Source organism: Gilvimarinus polysaccharolyticus, assembly GCF_001187555.1.
Classification (GTDB): domain Bacteria; phylum Pseudomonadota; class Gammaproteobacteria; order Pseudomonadales; family Cellvibrionaceae; genus Gilvimarinus; species Gilvimarinus polysaccharolyticus.
Genome location: NZ_LFIJ01000002.1, coordinates 117774 through 135333 on the forward strand (window position 1 = coordinate 117774; position 17560 = coordinate 135333).

The 17560-nt window shown below is 50.9% G+C and carries 16 protein-coding genes; 8 read left to right on the top strand and 8 right to left on the bottom strand.

The genetic code is table 11. The annotated features are described in order from the left end of the window. The first annotated feature begins 405 nt into the window (after positions 1-405). The gene (locus GILYN3_RS09115) at positions 406-1779 is read left to right on the top strand and encodes a TolC family outer membrane protein (protein WP_049722691.1); all 1374 of its coding nucleotides are present in this window, start codon (positions 406-408) and stop codon (positions 1777-1779) included. 116 nt (positions 1780-1895) lie between these two features. Here GILYN3_RS09115 and waaA read toward each other — a convergent pair whose 3' ends face one another. The 4 genes from waaA to GILYN3_RS09135 all read right to left on the bottom strand — a co-directional run bounded on the left by waaA (position 1896) and on the right by GILYN3_RS09135 (position 6167). Continuing rightward, positions 1896-3185 carry a lipid IV(A) 3-deoxy-D-manno-octulosonic acid transferase gene (gene waaA / locus GILYN3_RS09120; RefSeq protein ID WP_232305556.1) on the bottom strand — a complete coding sequence of 430 codons (1290 nt, stop codon included), beginning with the start codon at positions 3183-3185 and terminating at the stop codon, positions 1896-1898. Between the two features lie 108 nt (positions 3186-3293). Continuing rightward, the gene (locus GILYN3_RS09125; protein ID WP_049722692.1) at positions 3294-3875 is read right to left on the bottom strand and encodes a CBS domain-containing protein; all 582 of its coding nucleotides are present in this window, start codon (positions 3873-3875) and stop codon (positions 3294-3296) included. Between the two features lie 63 nt (positions 3876-3938). Beyond that, positions 3939-4304 (bottom strand): hypothetical protein, encoded by a 366-nt coding sequence (locus tag GILYN3_RS09130; protein WP_157484909.1) that lies wholly within the window; start codon positions 4302-4304, stop codon positions 3939-3941. A 156-nt stretch (positions 4305-4460) separates the two neighbouring features. Next, positions 4461-6167, bottom strand: a complete 1707-nt coding sequence (locus GILYN3_RS09135; RefSeq protein WP_049722694.1) for an NHL repeat-containing protein — start codon at positions 6165-6167, stop codon at positions 4461-4463. 214 nt (positions 6168-6381) lie between these two features. On the opposite strand from GILYN3_RS09135, the gene GILYN3_RS09140 reads away from it, so the two are divergent. Genes GILYN3_RS09140 through tatC form a run of 7 tightly spaced genes read left to right on the top strand, consistent with a single transcriptional unit; the run spans position 6382 to position 10727 of the window. Next, positions 6382-7617, top strand: coding sequence for an FAD-dependent oxidoreductase (locus GILYN3_RS09140; protein ID WP_049722695.1), 1236 nt, complete (start codon positions 6382-6384; stop codon positions 7615-7617). Beyond that, positions 7610-8449, top strand: coding sequence for an aldo/keto reductase (locus GILYN3_RS09145; RefSeq protein ID WP_049722696.1), 840 nt, complete (start codon positions 7610-7612; stop codon positions 8447-8449). Before GILYN3_RS09140 ends, GILYN3_RS09145 begins: the two co-directional genes overlap by 8 nt. Before the next feature lie 2 nt (positions 8450-8451). After that, entirely contained in the window at positions 8452-8850 is a 399-nt protein-coding gene (gene hisI / locus GILYN3_RS09150) for a phosphoribosyl-AMP cyclohydrolase (protein WP_084005318.1), read from the top strand. A gap of 47 nt (positions 8851-8897) precedes the next feature. Continuing rightward, complete coding sequence (locus tag GILYN3_RS09155; protein ID WP_049722697.1) at positions 8898-9233, top strand: phosphoribosyl-ATP diphosphatase; 336 nt, start codon at positions 8898-8900, stop codon at positions 9231-9233. A gap of 20 nt (positions 9234-9253) precedes the next feature. Beyond that, a complete protein-coding gene (gene tatA / locus GILYN3_RS09160) occupies positions 9254-9508 on the top strand; it encodes a twin-arginine translocase TatA/TatE family subunit (RefSeq protein WP_198147338.1) in 255 nt (84 codons plus the stop codon). A gap of 14 nt (positions 9509-9522) precedes the next feature. Beyond that, complete coding sequence (tatB, locus tag GILYN3_RS09165; protein WP_084005320.1) at positions 9523-9924, top strand: Sec-independent protein translocase protein TatB; 402 nt, start codon at positions 9523-9525, stop codon at positions 9922-9924. Beyond that, on the top strand, positions 9921-10727 hold the full coding sequence (tatC, locus tag GILYN3_RS09170) for a twin-arginine translocase subunit TatC (RefSeq protein WP_049722699.1): 807 nt from the start codon (positions 9921-9923) through the stop codon (positions 10725-10727). The genes tatB and tatC overlap by 4 nt, the downstream gene beginning before the upstream one ends. A 20-nt stretch (positions 10728-10747) precedes the next feature. On the opposite strand, the gene GILYN3_RS09175 is transcribed toward tatC, so the two are convergent. The 4 genes from GILYN3_RS09175 to GILYN3_RS09190 form a co-directional block, all read right to left on the bottom strand. Next, positions 10748-10957 (bottom strand): DUF2061 domain-containing protein, encoded by a 210-nt coding sequence (locus tag GILYN3_RS09175; protein WP_049722700.1) that lies wholly within the window; start codon positions 10955-10957, stop codon positions 10748-10750. Positions 10958-11120: 163 nt separating this feature from the next. After that, the gene (locus GILYN3_RS09180; protein WP_049722701.1) at positions 11121-14771 is read right to left on the bottom strand and encodes a translocation/assembly module TamB domain-containing protein; all 3651 of its coding nucleotides are present in this window, start codon (positions 14769-14771) and stop codon (positions 11121-11123) included. Beyond that, complete coding sequence (locus tag GILYN3_RS09185; protein WP_157484910.1) at positions 14768-16498, bottom strand: autotransporter assembly complex protein TamA; 1731 nt, start codon at positions 16496-16498, stop codon at positions 14768-14770. Before GILYN3_RS09185 ends, GILYN3_RS09180 begins: the two co-directional genes overlap by 4 nt. A 120-nt stretch (positions 16499-16618) precedes the next feature. Further along, the gene (locus GILYN3_RS09190; RefSeq protein WP_049722703.1) at positions 16619-17464 is read right to left on the bottom strand and encodes a sugar phosphate isomerase/epimerase family protein; all 846 of its coding nucleotides are present in this window, start codon (positions 17462-17464) and stop codon (positions 16619-16621) included. Between the last annotated feature and the right edge of the window lie 96 nt (positions 17465-17560).

The window sequence follows — 17560 nt, forward strand, 5'->3', positions numbered from 1 at the left end:
CAGAGCGTCACGGCTGAATTGTTCCATGTTACGAGCCAGCTTAACGGCACGGCGAAGGCTCTTTTATTGGAGCAACCTAGTAACTCGAGAAGATAGGCACGCAGGTTAAAGCGCACGCGATGGCCTGTAAAGCCGTTAATTTTACGGTTTTTTACCCGCCGAAAGCAAAATGAACGATTATTCATCTGTACCTTATGCAGACAAACCGCTAAACTCAGGCCTGAAATAACGATGTACAACATCGGCTTTGCCCGACACTGCATCCAACGCAGCCGTTGGCGCGTCTCACTACGATCTGCAAATGCAATTTGCGCTGTGTTTACCACTGGCAGCCATTTTCAGAGCGCAGAATATGTGGCAAACCACTCGCTCTTTTTACGGAAGCATGACGAACTGGAATAACAAATGAAGAAGACGAAACGCTATCTCTTAGCCGCCCTGATCGCTTGTAGCGCCAGTGCGCAAGCAAACTCAATCTTAGAAATTTATCAAATGGCCGCGGATAACGATCCACAGCTTAAAGCCGATTATGCGGCCTATCAGGCAGGGCTCGAAAGCCGCACGATTAACCGTGCGGGCTTATTGCCGCAAATCAGCGCCACCGGTAGCTACACCCGATCTAACACCGACACCACCTACGGCGGCCAACCGTTAGACGATGCCGGTGTTGACGACGGCGAGCAAACCAGTTGGGGGCTTAATCTTAGCCAAGCACTCATCGACCTGAACGCTTGGTACACCTACAAGCAAGGTGCCGCACTGAGCGAGCAAGCCGTTGCGCAATACTCTGCCGATGAGCAAAGCCTAATCGTACGAGTCGCCGAGGCGTATTTTAATGTATTGCGTGCGGTTGATAACTTGCAGGCTAATACCGCCGAAGAAAAAGCCCTTGAGCAACAATTAGAGCAAACCAAGCAACGCTTTGAAGTGGGCTTAACCCCCATCACTGACGTGCACGATGCTCAAGCCGCTTATGACAGCGCCACTGCCGCCACCTTAGAAGGTCGCGGCCAGTTAGGTATTAGCTATGAAGCGCTAGAGGTCCTCACCGGGCAAGCACACGATGCCATCGCCCCACTAAATGAAGACTTTCCAGTCGTAGCGCCGGTACCCGCCGATCGCCACTCGTGGGTAGAATTTGCCCTGGAGAATAACTTTTCATTAAAAGCGGCCAGTAATGGTGCAGTGGCAGCCGAACGGCGCGCAGCAGCGGCCAAAGCTGGACACTACCCAACGTTAAGCGCAAGTGCTGGATACTCTGAAACCGACGCTGAAAATAAAGATGGCGCAAATATCTTAACCAGCGACTACGAACGCGAAGGCTACTCGGCCAGTATTGAGTTGCGCGTACCACTGTTTAGTGGTCTGCGCACCTCAGGTGTACGCCGCCAAGCTTACGCACAATCGATGCAAGCAAAAGAGCAATTTAACCTTTTGCAACGCAACGTTATTCAAGACACCCGCTCACTGCACTTGTCGGTACAAACTGGGGTCGCTCGGGTAAAAGCTCGCTACCAAGCTATTATTTCTAACCAAAGTGCGGTTAAAGCCACGCAATCGGGATTTGAAGTAGGCACCCGTAACTTGGTGGAAGTGTTGTTAGCGCAGCGCTCGCTGTATCAAGCCCAACGAGACTACTCCAACGCTCTGTACGATTACATTATTCAGAATATTCGCTTGCGCCAAGCGGCGGGTATGCTGACGCCAGATGATGTGGTTCGCATTGATGATTTTTTGAAGCAAGACGAAATGGTGCGCCGCAGCGATTACGGTATTTAATTTTATCGCTCAACGCATGACAATAAAAAAGCAGCCCTCGGGCTGCTTTTTTATTGTGCGGTAATATCTGACTCTCTTGAGGTTGCGACAGAACCCAACAAAGAGCCACTTTACTCCTAAAGTAATTTTTCAATAACTTCTCGGGTACGGGCTAACGCACCACGATTTTCCTCGGCCACGGCTTGTGCTTTGGCTCCAACCAATGAGCGTAAATCTTCATCCTCGGCCAAGCGCTGTACTGCGGCCGCCATTTCTCCGGCATCTTTTACAATCTCTAGCGCCCCCGCTTCACGCAACAAACGCGATACCTCAGCAAAGTTATACAATGCGGCGCCGCTAATTAATGGCTGCCCCCACGCTGCCGCCTCAATAAAATTATGACCGCCTACATCCACCAGTGAGCCACCCATAAATACTATATCGGCGGCACCAAGCATCAGGGCCTGTTCACCCATGGTATCGCCCAGCAAGATATCGGTAGCCAATGTTGGAGTAGTATCGGCACTGCGTCTAACAACAGTAAAACCTGATTTTTTACATAAATTGTAAACGTTATCAAAACGCTCGGGATGACGCGGTATTAATACCAATAAAAGCTGCTCGGTACTCAGTCCCCGATCGCGCAATTGCTGTAGCGCTTGCAACACAATCTCATCTTCACCATTGTGAGTGCTGGCGGCGATCCACACCAATCGCGGGCCGCTGTTTGACCATGCATTTTTTAAACGTGTCGCCAACTCGTTTTGCTCGGCATCAAAGGTGATATCAAACTTAATATTACCGGATACGGTGAGTCTATTTTCTGCCAAACCCAGCTCGATAAAACGCTCGGCATCGGCCCGGTGCTGCACCACCGCCGCGCTTAAGCGCATAAGCATAGCGCGAGTTAAGCCACCAATACGTCGGTAACCGCGCGCCGAGCGCTCGGATAAGCGAGCATTAATTAGCACCGTAGGCACACCACGGGCTTTACAAGCAGCCAATGTATTAGGCCACAGCTCGGTCTCCATTATAATAAGCAAGTCGGGATCAACGATTTTAATAAAACGTCGCAAAGCGCCGGGAAGATCATAGGGCATATAGTAATGATGCACCTTGCCACCTAGGGTTTGCTCGATCCGCTCAGAACCCGTTAAAGTAGTACAGGTAATAATTAGCTCCGTATTTTGCCGCGCTAGCAACTCACGAATAAGCGGCAACGCACCCAAAAACTCACCGACCGACACCGTGTGAATCCAAATCCGTGTACGCTGGCCAGTAATAGGCGCCACATAACCAAAGCGCTCATTCAAGCGTTTTAAATGGCCACGGTTATGCCGCGCACGCCAAAATACACGTAAAAGGATAAAGGGTAATAGCAGGTAAAGAATAAGACAGTAAAGTGCGCGCATGTAGCTAATGGCCATCGTTGAGTAGGCCGTCAGGATAACCACACCGGCGATTAAGATAAAGACCGCGATGTGGTTTTAAGATAAAACAGCCCAAGACCCATCGGTCTTGGGCTGTTTTAGTCGTTAGTGAGCGGCCCCCACCCGCAATGCATTAAAAACCTCATTAAAGCTGTGGGCAAATGGCTCGATGTCCAAATGGCGGTCAAGCCGATAGGATATTTCATCGGCGCTAATCAGGCCACAGATGCACTCGTTATCATCCAACACTAACAAAAAATACTGCCCGGCAAACTCCAGCGCCTCAACCAAATCGGCTATTTGGGCGCGGGCTAGCACATTGCGTTTAATGCCTTGCAGCTGCACTGTTGGCGTCATTATGTCTTTCACGGTCAGATCTGCACGGGCAATACCCATGGACGTAGCTGTAGCAAGAACCTTAACGCTATCAATATCGCGCTGACTAACAACCCCGCGAAACTGCTTATTAGCATCCATAACCAATTTAATTTTAGCGTGGGTAATACGCATTAAGTAAGCGGCATCATCAACGCTTACGCCCTGATCAAGCACCATGGGTTGACGCACATCAAAATCAATCAACACTTTCTCGGCAGGGCTAGACATGCTCAGCTCTGGCGCCTCGATATTGCTTAACATTGGACTATGGTTTAAACGAGACAAAGAAATACTGGGTACAGGTTTCATAACACTCTCCTTCATCGCGGCGCTTTTTGGCCGAGACAAACAACACACGTTAGTAAAAAAATATTAACTAAATATGCGCAGAGAGGTAGGTGGCGCACGAGGCGCAAAGGCAAGCTGTGTACGGGCTACCGCAGCACGGATGGCCGCGGGCGGAAGTTCAAAAGCAGGAATGGCAGTAACAACGGTAAGGATAGCCGCCAGAGCGCCATCATCTGGGTTGTCGCCACCTGCGACACCAGCCGCATGATTAATAACACTGATATCAACAATAAACTGAGACAAAGCCGCCTGATTATCACTCGTTCGACTCTGATGCCCAGCAGACACTACCGCAGTCAATAACAGCGGCAAACACAACCAACGCCACGCCCGGGCCAAGGCCCCGGTGGTCACTGTATGGTTAAGTTGCGCGTATGCGATATTCATCAAGTTTTATACATCTCGGGTGATAAACCAAAACACAATCAGTTTTTCTACGACTAAGCTCTATATTAGGCCGAACCCAAAACAAAACAAGTGCATAACAACTTTATTTTATTGCGTCTATTTGTATGGCGGCCTCGCGCTAGCAATGCATACGAGTTATCAGCTATAGAGCTGCACCGCCAGCGCGGCAACACCTATCATCAATACCAGCACAAGCGGCCAAATCAGTTGCGGGTGACGCCGTTGCCACAAACGTTTGGTTTGCTCCTGATTATTTAATTTTTGCGCCTCAGCTAAACGTGGATACACCCAGCGCTTTAACTCCTGCTCGTCATAAAAACGCAATTGCGGGCCACCTAATGCCACGGTCACATCATCGACAAAAATAAATTGTGAGCTATAGGCCACCTCTTTACCGCGGGCGATACTTTGCACACCATCGGCCGAAACTAATACCAATGACTCACCAATCACCCCAAGTTTTGTTCGGCTCGCATTGGTCAGCAATTGATTCGCCATTATTCCAACCAAAGCCATAAACACCGCCGAACCACAGACCAGCCACAACATAGCGGGCATTTTAACCAAGCTCTGATAATCCCACGCCATAAAGATCACAAACGACAAGGTTACCACCCAGTAAGAGCGTGCCAACCACCAGTGATACCACTTTATACGGCTGGCAATCCACAGCACCTCTTGCTGCCCGGTCGGCTCTATTACACCTGCTGCCACAACGCTACCAGAGGCTCTCTTTAAGCCGCTTAAGTGCGCGCGAGTCTGATCTTTCTCCAGCACCCACGCGGCACTAAAGCCACCGATTAACACCAGCGCCAACACCCCCAACGCCAACCACTCCAGTCGACGGAAACCGTCCTCGGCTTTTAAAGTCTGATCTGTTAAGCCCGCTAGTGTTGGCGAGTCAACCGGCGCAGTTACTCCAGTACTCGGGTCAATCATCACGAGGCTCGGATGACTAAAGTCATTCAGCCACAAACGATCCTGCCAACGGTAAATGGCTAAAGGGTCGCCATGCTCGGCTGGGGTCAGCGGCCTTAGCGATTCACCCGCCCACGAGTACAACTGTAAGCGACCGTCAGCCATAGCATTATTGCCCACCAAAACCCACAAGCCTTCATCGCCGCCAGCCAGTTGATGAGGCCAGCGATACTGACCACCTAGCTGTACAGCAAACGCCTGTAGCTCTTGAGCAAAATTCTCTGTCGCAGTGGCGACGCGTACCACCCGATGATGATTGGTATCCGCCAGCCACAAATCTCCAGCGCGTATCAACAACTGATTAGGAAACTTAAAATCGCCATCGTTTTTGGCAAGCACCTGCCCTTCGGCCGTTAACTTGTAGAGCGTATGAGCGGCAGTATCGGCCAAGTAAATAACATCGCTTTGCGGCTCAAGTAACAGACGAAAACTGCGCGCAGGATGGCGCTGACTATGCGCCAATGGCCGGCACTGCTCTAGCTCTAAACTGCAGCGATAAAAACCATCATCCAAGCTAACACCAACCACCCTGTTTGAGCGCAAGCGCAAAAATGCAGCGAGATTCTCTAATAACGATAAACGTTCAACGCGGTGATACACCAACAAATCACCATCGGCAAAAAAACCAAAATCGCCCACCGGTGTCATACTAAGCTCGGTTAAATCAAGTGTACTTTGCTCGCGTCCCGCTGCATCCAACCAAATAAACTGCGAGCCAAAATTTACTACCAGCTGCTCACCACTGGGATGCATAAACCCGTACGAGGGCAAAAGGCTACGCTGGGCTCCGGCCCAAAAATAAAGCCCGATAGATAAGACAAAAAATACGACAATAACCATTGCCGCAACCCGAGACTTACCTTTCATAAACAGCCCTTACTTTTAGATTTTTGTATTTTAATGTCGTTATTATTGAGATCGACCTATTGCTTATCAAAGTGCCAGCAAAGCGTAGCGACTTACAACCGCAAGGCGGATGATAGAAATATCTACTCACAATGCGCAAAACCCCAACGAGAACCGATATACTAAGCACCCGCTAAAAACACCAAAACCAGTGGTTGCCCACAACGAGTGAGTTATGAATAACGCAAGCGCCCCTGCGGCCAGCAACTCCAGCCTAACCTTTGACGCTATTATTGTCGGCGGTGGCATTGCCGGATTGTGGACGCTCGATCGCCTGCGTACAGCTGGCTATAAAGTCGTGCTACTCACCGATAGAGCATTGGGCGAAGGCCAAACCCTCGCCTCACAGGGGATGATTCACGGCGGCATTAAGTACACGTTAAGTGGCGCACTGAATCAAGCATCGGAGACAATAGCCGATATGCCCGACTACTGGCAACGCTGCTTAAACGGCACGGGCGATGTCGACCTATCTCAAACCCACTGCCTCAGCGACCATTTTTACATGTGGTCTAACTCGACCCTAGGAAAACTAACCAGTTTTTTTGCCAGCCGCGCCGTGCGCGGTCGGGTTGATAAAGTACCCGCCAGCGAGCGCCCTGCACTACTGCAAAACCGGCAGTTTAAAGGCAGTCTCTACCGCTTGGTTGACCGTGTACTGGATGTCCCTTCGCTGCTGGCTAACTTAGCGGCCAACAACCAAGGCCATATATATCAGTTAGATCAAATCGCTCAACGGTTGCATAAAGATGCCACCAATAACGCCTACCTCAAGCTAAACAATACCGGCGAGCCCATTACCCTAAAGGCCAAACGTTGGATTTTTACCGCAGGTAAAGGCAACGCCGACTTATTAGCCGCTCTCGGTTGCCAGCAGCCAGCCATGCAACTGCGGCCGCTGCAGCAGTTAGTCGTGCGTCACCGCTACCCATACCCGTTTTACGGCCACTGCCTAGGCGCCGATAAAACCCCACGATTGACGATCAGCAGCCACCCATCAAACAATGGCGATACCGTGTGGTACTTAGGTGGTTCGCTGGCTGAAAAAGGCGCCAGCATGAGTGCCGCCGAACTGATAGCAGCCGGCCGGCTAGAGCTAACCGAGCTGTTTCCGTGGCTAGATTTTTCTGACGCCGATTTCTCGACGTTGCCCATTGAACGCGCAGAGCCTTTACAGCAAAACTTTGCCCGGCCCGATAACGCTTTTGCCAAACCCGCCAGCGATGTCGCCAATGTTCTGGTAGGTTGGCCCACCAAGCTGACACTGGCGCCCAATTTGGCTAACCAAATTCTAGCGCAACTGCCCAAGCCCGATACCGCCATTGCCACCAATAACGCCATCAACGACCTAGCACAGCAACTGCCCACACCCGTGGTTGCACCACTGCCCTGGGAGGCCCTGCGTGACTGACTCTACACCTGTAACATCTGGCTATTCATTTACTCAGCGGCCACTCGGCAACACCGGTATTAGCATCAGCGCCTTGGGGCTAGGGACGGTTAAACTCGGGCGCAACCAAGGGGTTAAATACCCCCAAGGGTTTCAGCTGCCAAACGATGCCGAAGCCCAAACACTGATCAACCGCGCCCGCGAGCTGGGCATTAACCTAATCGATACCGCCCCCGCCTATGGCATTAGCGAACAGCGCTTAGGCTCGCTCCTCACCGCTCAGCGCGATGACTGGGTTATTTGCTCTAAAGTCGGCGAGGAGTTTAACGATGGCGTTAGCCACTTTGATTTCTCGGCAGCGCACACCCGCAGCAGCATTGAACGCAGTTTAAAACGGCTAAAAACCGACCACATCGATCTTGTGCTGGTTCACTCCGACGGCAATGATGTCGATATTATCGAAAACACCGAAGTGTTCTCGGTACTGCAGCAGTTTAAACGCGATGGCAAGATTCGCGCCTTTGGTATGTCCAGCAAAACTGTGGCCGGTGGGATACTGGCTGCACGCGAGTCCGATTGTGTCATGGTCACCTACAACCCCGCACAAATTGATGAAAAACCGGTACTCGACGAATGTCTACGACTGGGGCGTGGGGCGCTGCTTAAAAAAGCCCTCGCCAGCGGCCATTTGTGCCAAACTGGCGGCCATAGCAACCCTGTGCGCGCAAGCTTAGAGTTTGCCTTTGCTCACCCGGGCGTAAGCGCTGCCATTATTGGCACCATTAACCCCGCTCACCTAGACGACAATGTACATCAAGCTCGGGCGGCTCTGACCGCACTGGCAGGAGACTAACCATGACAAACACCCCTGAGCTGACTTGGCTCGACGACGTAAAGTGGGATGCGACCGGCCTAGTGCCCGCCATCGCCCAGGATTATCAAACCGGCCGCATTTTAATGATGGCATGGATGAACCGGGAAGCATTGGCACTGACCGCGCAACAACACACTGCGGTATACTACTCACGCTCGCGTGCAAAGCTATGGCCCAAAGGTGAAAGCTCGGGGCACGTACAAAAAGTGCACGAGATCCGCCTCGACTGCGATGCCGATGTCATCATCCTCAGCGTCGAACAACTCGGCGGCATAGCCTGTCATACCGGCCGAGCAAGCTGCTTTTATCGCGTGTTAAAAGATGGCCAATGGCACAGTGTTGAGCCGGTCATTAAAGACCCAAAAGATATTTACGGCTGAGGCATCAGCGCCCTACCGTTACCGAACACCCAGTAAAGAGTACAACTATGAGCGATATACTCAGCGAATTAAACACCATACTGCTAGCGCGTAAAAACGCTGCTGATGCCGACAGCTCTTACGTCGCCAGCCTGCACCAAAAGGGGCTAAACAAGATCTTAGAGAAAGTCGGCGAAGAATGTACCGAGACCATCATCGCCGCCAAAGACGCCGCCGTCAGTGGTGACAATGCCGAACTCATTGGCGAAACTGCCGATCTGTGGTTCCACTCGCTGGTAATGCTCTCGCACCTAGGCGAAAATGCCGACAGCGTACTGGCCGAGCTAGCTCGACGCTTTAACATCTCGGGTCACGACGAAAAAGCATCCCGCACCCGCAACTAATTTATCACGAGGTATTCATCATGGGCCCAAGTCCCTGGCAGTTACTGATTGTTCTGGCCATTGTCATTATGTTGTTTGGCACCAAACGCTTACGCGGTATGGGCTCAGATTTAGGCGAGGCCATTAAAGGCTTTAAAAAGTCTGTCACAGGCGACGAACCCACCGATGCCGATAAAAATGCCGCAGAACCTAAAGCTATCGACCCCAACAAAGCCGAACCGAACGACGCCAATCAAACGGCCAGCGCCGACCAAAACAAAACTGAAACTCACTAAGCGCAGCTTACTTTATGTTTGATATGGGCTTTTTTGAGCTATTACTGATCGCCGTGGTTGCACTGTTGGTGATCGGCCCCGAGCGGCTGCCCGATACAGTGCGCTCGGTAAGCTTATGGGTGGGCCGAGTAAAACGCAGCCTGCGTGAAACCCGTAGCGAGATCGAACGCCAAATAGGGGCCGATGACATTCGTCGCCAACTGCACAATGAGCAAATCATGCGCAACCTAGAGGCCACTCGCCGTGAGCTAGACGACGTCAAAGCAGAGGTAGGCGAGATCATGGATCCAGATCGGGCGCGCCGGCTCGACAGCGCCCGCTACGATCAAGTCGAGGAGCTGCCAGACCACGCCCATAGCGCCGAATCCGACACTCCTGCGGCCGATGCCGACGCAACCGACAACCGTAAATCATGAGCGAATCAAACGACAAAGAATTGCCTTTAGTGCAACACCTGATCGAGCTGCGCAACCGCTTGTTGCGCGCACTATTGGTGGTTGGCCTGGTGTGTGCCGCGCTGCTGGGGTTTAGCGCCGAGATTTACGAGTTGGCTTCGGCGCCGCTGCAAGTGTACCTGCCAGAATCTAGCACCATGATCGCCACCGATGTGGCCTCACCGTTTTTAACCCCGTTTAAACTCACCCTATTTGTCGCCTTTATTTTAAGTGCGCCTTATATTTTGTATCAGCTGTGGGCGTTTATCGCGCCGGGCTTGTACCGCCACGAAAAACAACTGGCCCTGCCACTGCTTGCCTCTAGTATCGTACTGTTCTATGCCGGCATGGCGTTCGCCTACTTTGTTGTGTTCCCGCTGGTGTTTGGTTTTTTTACCTCGGTGGGGCCGACCAACGTCGCAATTATGACCGACATTAGTCGCTACTTAGACTTTGTCCTAAAGCTATTTTTTGCCTTTGGCGTGGCGTTTGAGATCCCCATCGCTGCTATTTTATTAATACTCAGCGGTGTTATAACACCCGACGGCATGGCCAAAAAACGTCCCTACGTGGTTGTCGGCTGCTTTGTTATCGGTATGTTATTAACGCCACCCGATGTTATCTCGCAAACCTTGCTGGCTCTGCCTATGTGGTTGCTGTTTGAGGTGGGAATCTTTTTTGGCCGCATTCTGTATCGGCGGCGCAAAGCAGCCGAGCCACAAGATCAAACTGACACGGCAGAGAAAGAAGCCACGACTAAATCCACCGACTCATCAGGGATTTAATCCAGGTGGATGATTCAAACCTAAGCACGCTCAGCGAACAGCTCTAACAAAACATTTTGATGATCTTTCAGACGATTCCAGCCCAGCTCGTGGAAGTAAAACACCACCGTGTTAACCGCCGGCTCCACTAAAGCTACGGCACCGCCAATCAAAAGATCACCCGTTAATAAGTAAGTCACGGTGAACGCGACGGTGAAGTGCAATACAGCAAAAGATATCGTTTTTAACATGGTCGCCTCCGGCTTATGATTACCTAACTACCGGTAAATAATAATCACTCCCAAATTTTAGCGCCAAACAATTGAGCCAATATCTTTAATAGCAAACCTCTATACCCGAATTTCCTTAAGCAGTGCTATACCTTCACCATAATTCATTAAATCTCGGAGTCACTTAACGCTCCATCCTAAACATTAAATCGGCGCTTTGCACCTCGCCTGATTCAGCTTCAATGCGAAAATTGTCATTTAAAAAATACGTTAGGCCCACGCTCGACAAGCTATCAAATAAACCAATAGCGTAGTGCACATAAAGATCTTCGGTAATGTATTTACCCAGCCACAACCGACTATCTTTTACATCGTCGTCAGCTTTAATTGTCAGCTCATCCAAACCAAAGCGACCGGCGATATCATCGGCCAAAAACTGTCCGCGCTTAATGCCCAACTTAGCAATGGCGCTAATTAAGCCCGCCCCCTCACCCGACGAAGCACCATCGAGCGGTTTACCGGTAAATAACAGTGACATAGCATTACTGTCACTTACTTGCGGGCGCGAGAAAATCTCAGTGACCGGACGCTGCAAGGTTCCGCCAATAATCAACCCCACTGTCACATCTTCGATTGCGCGGGTTGCCGTCACGTTTAAACCCGGATCATCCATCGGCCCCTGAAACGATAACGTGCCTTTTTCGATACTAAGATCTTGGCCTAATGATTTATAGCTGCCATCGATAATATTAATATTCCCCACCGCATACATGGCCCGTGCGGGTACTTTGTTAAGCGATAAATTACCGCCAATGCGCGCCTTAAAACCAGCGGCATCTAAGTTAACTTTATCGCCAAGAGCCACATCTAAATTTAAGTGCAGTGCCATACCAGGAGTTTTTTTAACACTGTTATCGCTGTCAATGACAATAACATCGTCGGATACTTTAGTAGCCGATACCGGCAGCGTGCTAATTACCGCATATGCCTCGGGGACTTTAGCGCTCCCCGACACATCGAAGGTATCGGCATCCACTTTAATCGCAATCTCGGGTGTTAGCAGTAAGGTTAAGGCGCTGGTTGCCATTAGCTTAGCTCGCTCGCCCGTTACGTTTGCCTCAACCCGCCAGCTAGGTAATAACAAGTCGTGCGCTTGGGCGGTAGCTTGCAGTGTGCCGTCACCGGCACTGGCATGTGCCTCTAGCAATAAATTTTGTTGATCGCCGGCTACCGTGGCATTCAGTGCGGTGATATTAACGCCTAACGCTGGCAACTCCAGCTCGGCATTAGCCAAGGTTAAATCTACCGATGCACTCGGCGCATCTAACGTGCCGGCAATATTTAACGCACCGTTTAACGAGCCATGAATATTACTCACCGAGGGTAACAAGGCCTCTAGCGGCGATAGATTGTCTAGGTTAACCGCAACGTTACCGCTTAACTCTCGCTCTTTAGTATCGGCATTAAACGTGCCTTGTAGCACACCGTAATTGACAAAGGTTAGGCCTACATCGGCATTCAGCTGTTGCGCTTTAGCCGTTGCACTGAGTTGCAAATTATCAACAGGGTAACGCTCTGGGGTGTCTTCGCCATAACCGTAAACCAATACCGTATCTTGTGCCGCCAGAGTTAAGTTAGCGTTTAATGACTCGCCCACAGGCCAATACAACGAACCGTTGCCGCGCACAAACCCTTCGATATCTACCTCATCTTTTAACCAGCGGCGCAACAGCGCTAAAGGCAAGCGGTTGATGGTTAAGCTCGCTTCGGTTAAACCTTGTGCCTGCCAATTGGCTGCCAAGCATAAGTCGGTGCTGGCATTAAATGGAAGAATAGTTTGTGCCGAGCGACGCTCCACACCCACACGGTTGGCTTTAGCTTCTATTGCGTCTGGCGTGGCAGCGGCCGCGTTGTCTATCGCTACACCTAAATCGGCCACGACAGCTTTAGCATTGCGTTTATTGATTAAACACATTTGTTCAAGCTTGGCCTGATCAGTCGCCAACACCAATGCCGCACTTTCGCGTAACGTAACAGTTTGAGCATACATCGAGCGCAACTGCAGCTGCTCTAAATAACCTTGCCAACGTTCACCATTCCAACCGCCGGCCAGTGCCAGTTGCACATCGTTTTGCGCATCTTGCACCAAGCTTAAAGACAACGTGTGCTGCTCGGCCGAGCCATCTATTACCGTACTTAGGGCGGCCAGTTCAATATCGCCTACACGTAAATCGCGAGCTTCGGCGATTAATCCTAAACGGCCCTTTTTAATATCATCCGAGTTTGATTGCACGTTAATGCTAGCCACTTGGTAATCTTGCCAGTGCAGTTCTTGGCCCTCGGCACTTAACTTTATTTTAGGGTTAGCAATCGTGCCGCTTAACTGACCATGAGCCGTTAAGCTGCCACCCAAGGATGGATCGATCTGCGCTAAAATCGGTGCTTGTATATCCCAAGCGATATCGTACAGTTCGCTCAAGCTGCCGTTAACAGCCACCCGATTAGCCCCAAGTGTCGTCACAACATCGGTAAACTGCCAACCGTCCATGTTATAAGTTACGGCGCCTCGGCCATTAAGCGCTAACGCCCGCAGCCGACCGGTCAATGATTTAATATTGACGGCCACATTGAGCGCGCCATTATTTTGCCTACCTGTGCTGATCAATTGGGCCTGAAGGTCACCCGGCCAACCCTCGAGTACAACTTGTGGGTCGATATGTTTCGCATTAACCGCCACATCCCAATCTAAGCCGTCAGCCCAATCCAACCGACCCTGTGTTTGCAAGTTTGCGCCTGCAACTTGAATCGTTGAGTCTTGCAATATGAGGTGCTGCGTGTCGCCGTTAAGATCGACATTAAGCGCTAACGGTGGATACTTAGGGTGAATAAAACTTCCCGCAAGATTAGCCTGATAATCGTCCAGCCAGCCATTCACACTTAAGCGGCCGGCCACCTCGCTATTTAACAGTGCGTCAACTTTTATACCTAGCGCCGCGAGCGATTGCTGCGGCCAAGACACTTCGGCCTCAATATTAGCTGGCCGATCATCAATACCGGTAAGGTATTGCCCCGCAAGCGATAACTTAGCTGGGCGCGCTAACGTAGCATTCACTTTTATACTGGCTAGGTCACCGCTCAGGCTCAAATGTCCCCTCAGCGTATTCTCAAGCACTACAGGAGGCACTAAACGCAACACGTCATTCTCGTGCGTATCGGCGGCTAAGGGTTGTAAATCCCACCCCAGTTGAGCCTCAAATGCATAGGGATAACTCAGAGCCGCGCTACCACTTAAGTTAGCCGTACTGGCTGCCGTGCGTACGCTAAGGCCATCAACAACAATATTACTGGGGCCGTAACGGGCACTGGCATGTGCAGCCTCTAAATAATAAGCGCGATCATTAATAGCGACATAACCACGCTCAAGAATTAAATCACGCACCACAATTGCAATAGGTAAACTTAGCTCTGGCCAGCGCGGCGCGGCTTTAGGTTCGTTGGTATCCGCTTGTGTCGCAATGCGAATATCAAGACCACTAACCGCAAGTTGGTCGATCACCAAGGCGCCCCATATAACTCCAGCGGGGTGCCAACTTAGCTCAATACTATCGGCGCGGTATTCGCCACCAAGCATGCTGTACTGCACATGCTGTAGGTTCATTCCTGTCAGTAAATTGCCATTAAGCGTTTGATAGTTAAGTGCCGTTGCACCGCGAACTTGATCTAGCAGCCAACGCGTGCCGGGCTCGGTGGCCAACACTAAAGTCGCCACGCTGACAATTGTCATCAGGGTAATCGCGAGCGACAACAAACCACGTAAAAATAAACGCTTGATCACAGATCTGGCCCCACACTTAAATGCAAACGCCAGCCATGGTCGCCATCTAGCGCGCGGGCGATATCGGCGCGCACCGGGCCCACCGGCGAGATCCAGCGAACCCCTACACCCACACCACGATACCGATCGAGGTAACCGCCGTTATAGGCGGTGCCTTCATCGTAAAAAGTCGCCACACTAAAATCGCCGTACACTCGACGATCGTATTCGACACTAGCGGTCAATAAACGCGAGCCGCCAATCACTATGTCATCGCTATTTGTGGGGCCCAACGTTTTATAGCCGTAGCCGCGAACACTTGCATCGCCACCGGCAAAAAAACGCTGTGAGATAGGCAGTTTATTAAAGTCGTCCACTTCGGTAATGCCCGCCTCGCCGCGCAACAGCAGACGACCTTCGTCGCCCAACGGCAGAATCATTTTTAACCGACCGTAGGCTTGTAAAAAATCAGTCGACGAGCCCAACGTCTCGCCCGCGCCTTTAAGGCGCATTGTGACGTTCCAACCGCGGCGCGGGTAGTTGACATCTTTGGCGCTGGAGTAAGAGGTGCTAAACAGTGGAATAATCAGCTCCGAACTACGCGCCGGGTCGTCGCCAAACGAGTAATCTTCTTGCTCGTAACTCAAACCAAAATTATTAAGCCAAGCGCTGTTCTCCCAGCTAGAATAATTTACACCGGTTACCAATCGATCACTGGTCGAGTCGTTAATTTTTTCTTGGGTAAAGCCGGTATAACCGCGCAACACCTGATACGCAGGACGCGCCATCGGGATAGAGTAGCTGAGCATATACGTGGTGATGGTTTCGGCGGCGTTAACATTAACATCTACGCTATGACCACGATCATTAAGATAACGATTTTGATAACCCAGCAAAATTCGCGGGCCGGTGTCCGAGGCGTAACCGATACCCGTCGAATAACTGTGCTTAGGCCCGGCATTTAAATCAATATTGACCGGCACCTCACCGTCTTGCAGCGATTGTATTTGCGGCACAACATGAACCACATCAAAATAATGACTCGCTTGCAGTTCGCTTTTTAGTTTAACTAAATCATCGGCGTTGTATTCGTCACCTTTTTTAAGGGTCACGTAGCGATTAATCAGATCGTCGTTGAGTATATTTTGGGTTATTTTTATATCGCCCAAATGGTATCGGCGACCTGTATCCAGCTCTAAATTCACACGTGCGGTATTTTGCGCTTGGCTCACCAAAACCTCGGCACGTTTAAAGCTGGCATCAAAATAACCCTGAGCGTTTGCCGCCGCTAACAAATTATTTTTGTAAGCCTCATAGCGACCATGATTAAGCCGACTACCAACTTGTAATGGTTTGTTGGAGCGAGCGTTAAGCAGGCGCCGGTTATCTTTGCCATCCCCCGTGACATAAACATTAACCTCTTCGTAGACAACGGCGGGGCCAGGGGGAAGCGTGAGCGTTAAACGCCAGCAATCGCTGTCTCGCGAAAAGTCTTTTTGTGTGACTAACTGGTAATAACCCAATGCGCGTGCGGCCTCATCGACTTTAACGTCAAATTCGCGCTCTAATGCTCGCATGTGCCAACGGGCCAAACGGCACGATTGTTTCTCGACATTTAAGTAGGCACGGATATTGTCGCGCAGGTCATCGGAGCCACCCACAAGATCAAGTTGGGGCTCAAGGGCAAGTGCGGGGAGTGCTTGACTAAGGGCGCCCACCAGTAGCAGGCGCACAATGTTTACTGGCATAAAATCCAAAGTTAAGTTAACAGCCACTCAGACGGCTCATCCGCCCGTAAGTTGCACCGCCAGCTTAACATTTTGCTGCCAGATGGGCGCTACCGGCTGGCGCCGGGAAGCCCGGCGAATTTACATATTCGCCATAATATCACGCAAACCATCAACCGATGCCGCAACCGACTGCAATGGCGTCATTCCCTCTGGATACTCTTCTTGCTCAACCACCAACCACTGAGTGCCACCCACCTCACGAGCCGCAGTGATTACCGCAGCCCAGTCGGCAACATCTTGTCCTAAAATGGTTTGCTTGCCAGTGGTACCTTCGGGCAAGCCCGCCTTAATATGGGTGGCGATAGTGCGGCCCGGATACTTGCGAATATAAGCGGCCGCATCTTTACCCGCTACCGTTGCCCAGCCAGCATCAAGCTGTAATACCACTCGGTCATCGGTATGGGTGGCGATATAGTCCCAAAAAGTCGTGTTTTTATAAGGCGCTAACTCTTGCGCATGGTTGTGATAACCAAAAAGCAAACCATAGGCAGCCAGCTTGCCAGCCACATCGTTTAGCTGAGCCGCTACATCGGCAACACCATCAGGGCTAAACGCACGCTCATCCCAAGGGACAACTAGGTAATCGGCACCAAGCGCCAGATAAAATGCTACGGTTTGATAAAATTTATCATCGCTAAGCTGATCAAACCCCACGTGGGCGCCCGAGGCTTCAAGGCCAATTTCAGCTAAATACGCTTTTAAGCCAGTAGGGTCGTTGGCGTAGGGGCCAAAATTACCGGCAAACTCCACTGCATCAAAGCCCATATCAGCCAAAGATTCTAAGGTGCCTTTAAAATCTTGGCTCAAATCATCTTTTACCGACCACAACTGCACGCTAAGCTCGGGCTCGGCCGCGCTTACGGCGCCACTCAGGGCCGTCACAGCAAGCAAGCATGATGCTAAAAATCGTTTAAAAATACTCATAAAGGCACTCCATTTGTTATTGGTTGTACTGCAAAGTCGCAGCGTATGGGTTGGCCCCAACACGGCGAATTAAACTCAAGCAGCGCTCAGTATAGC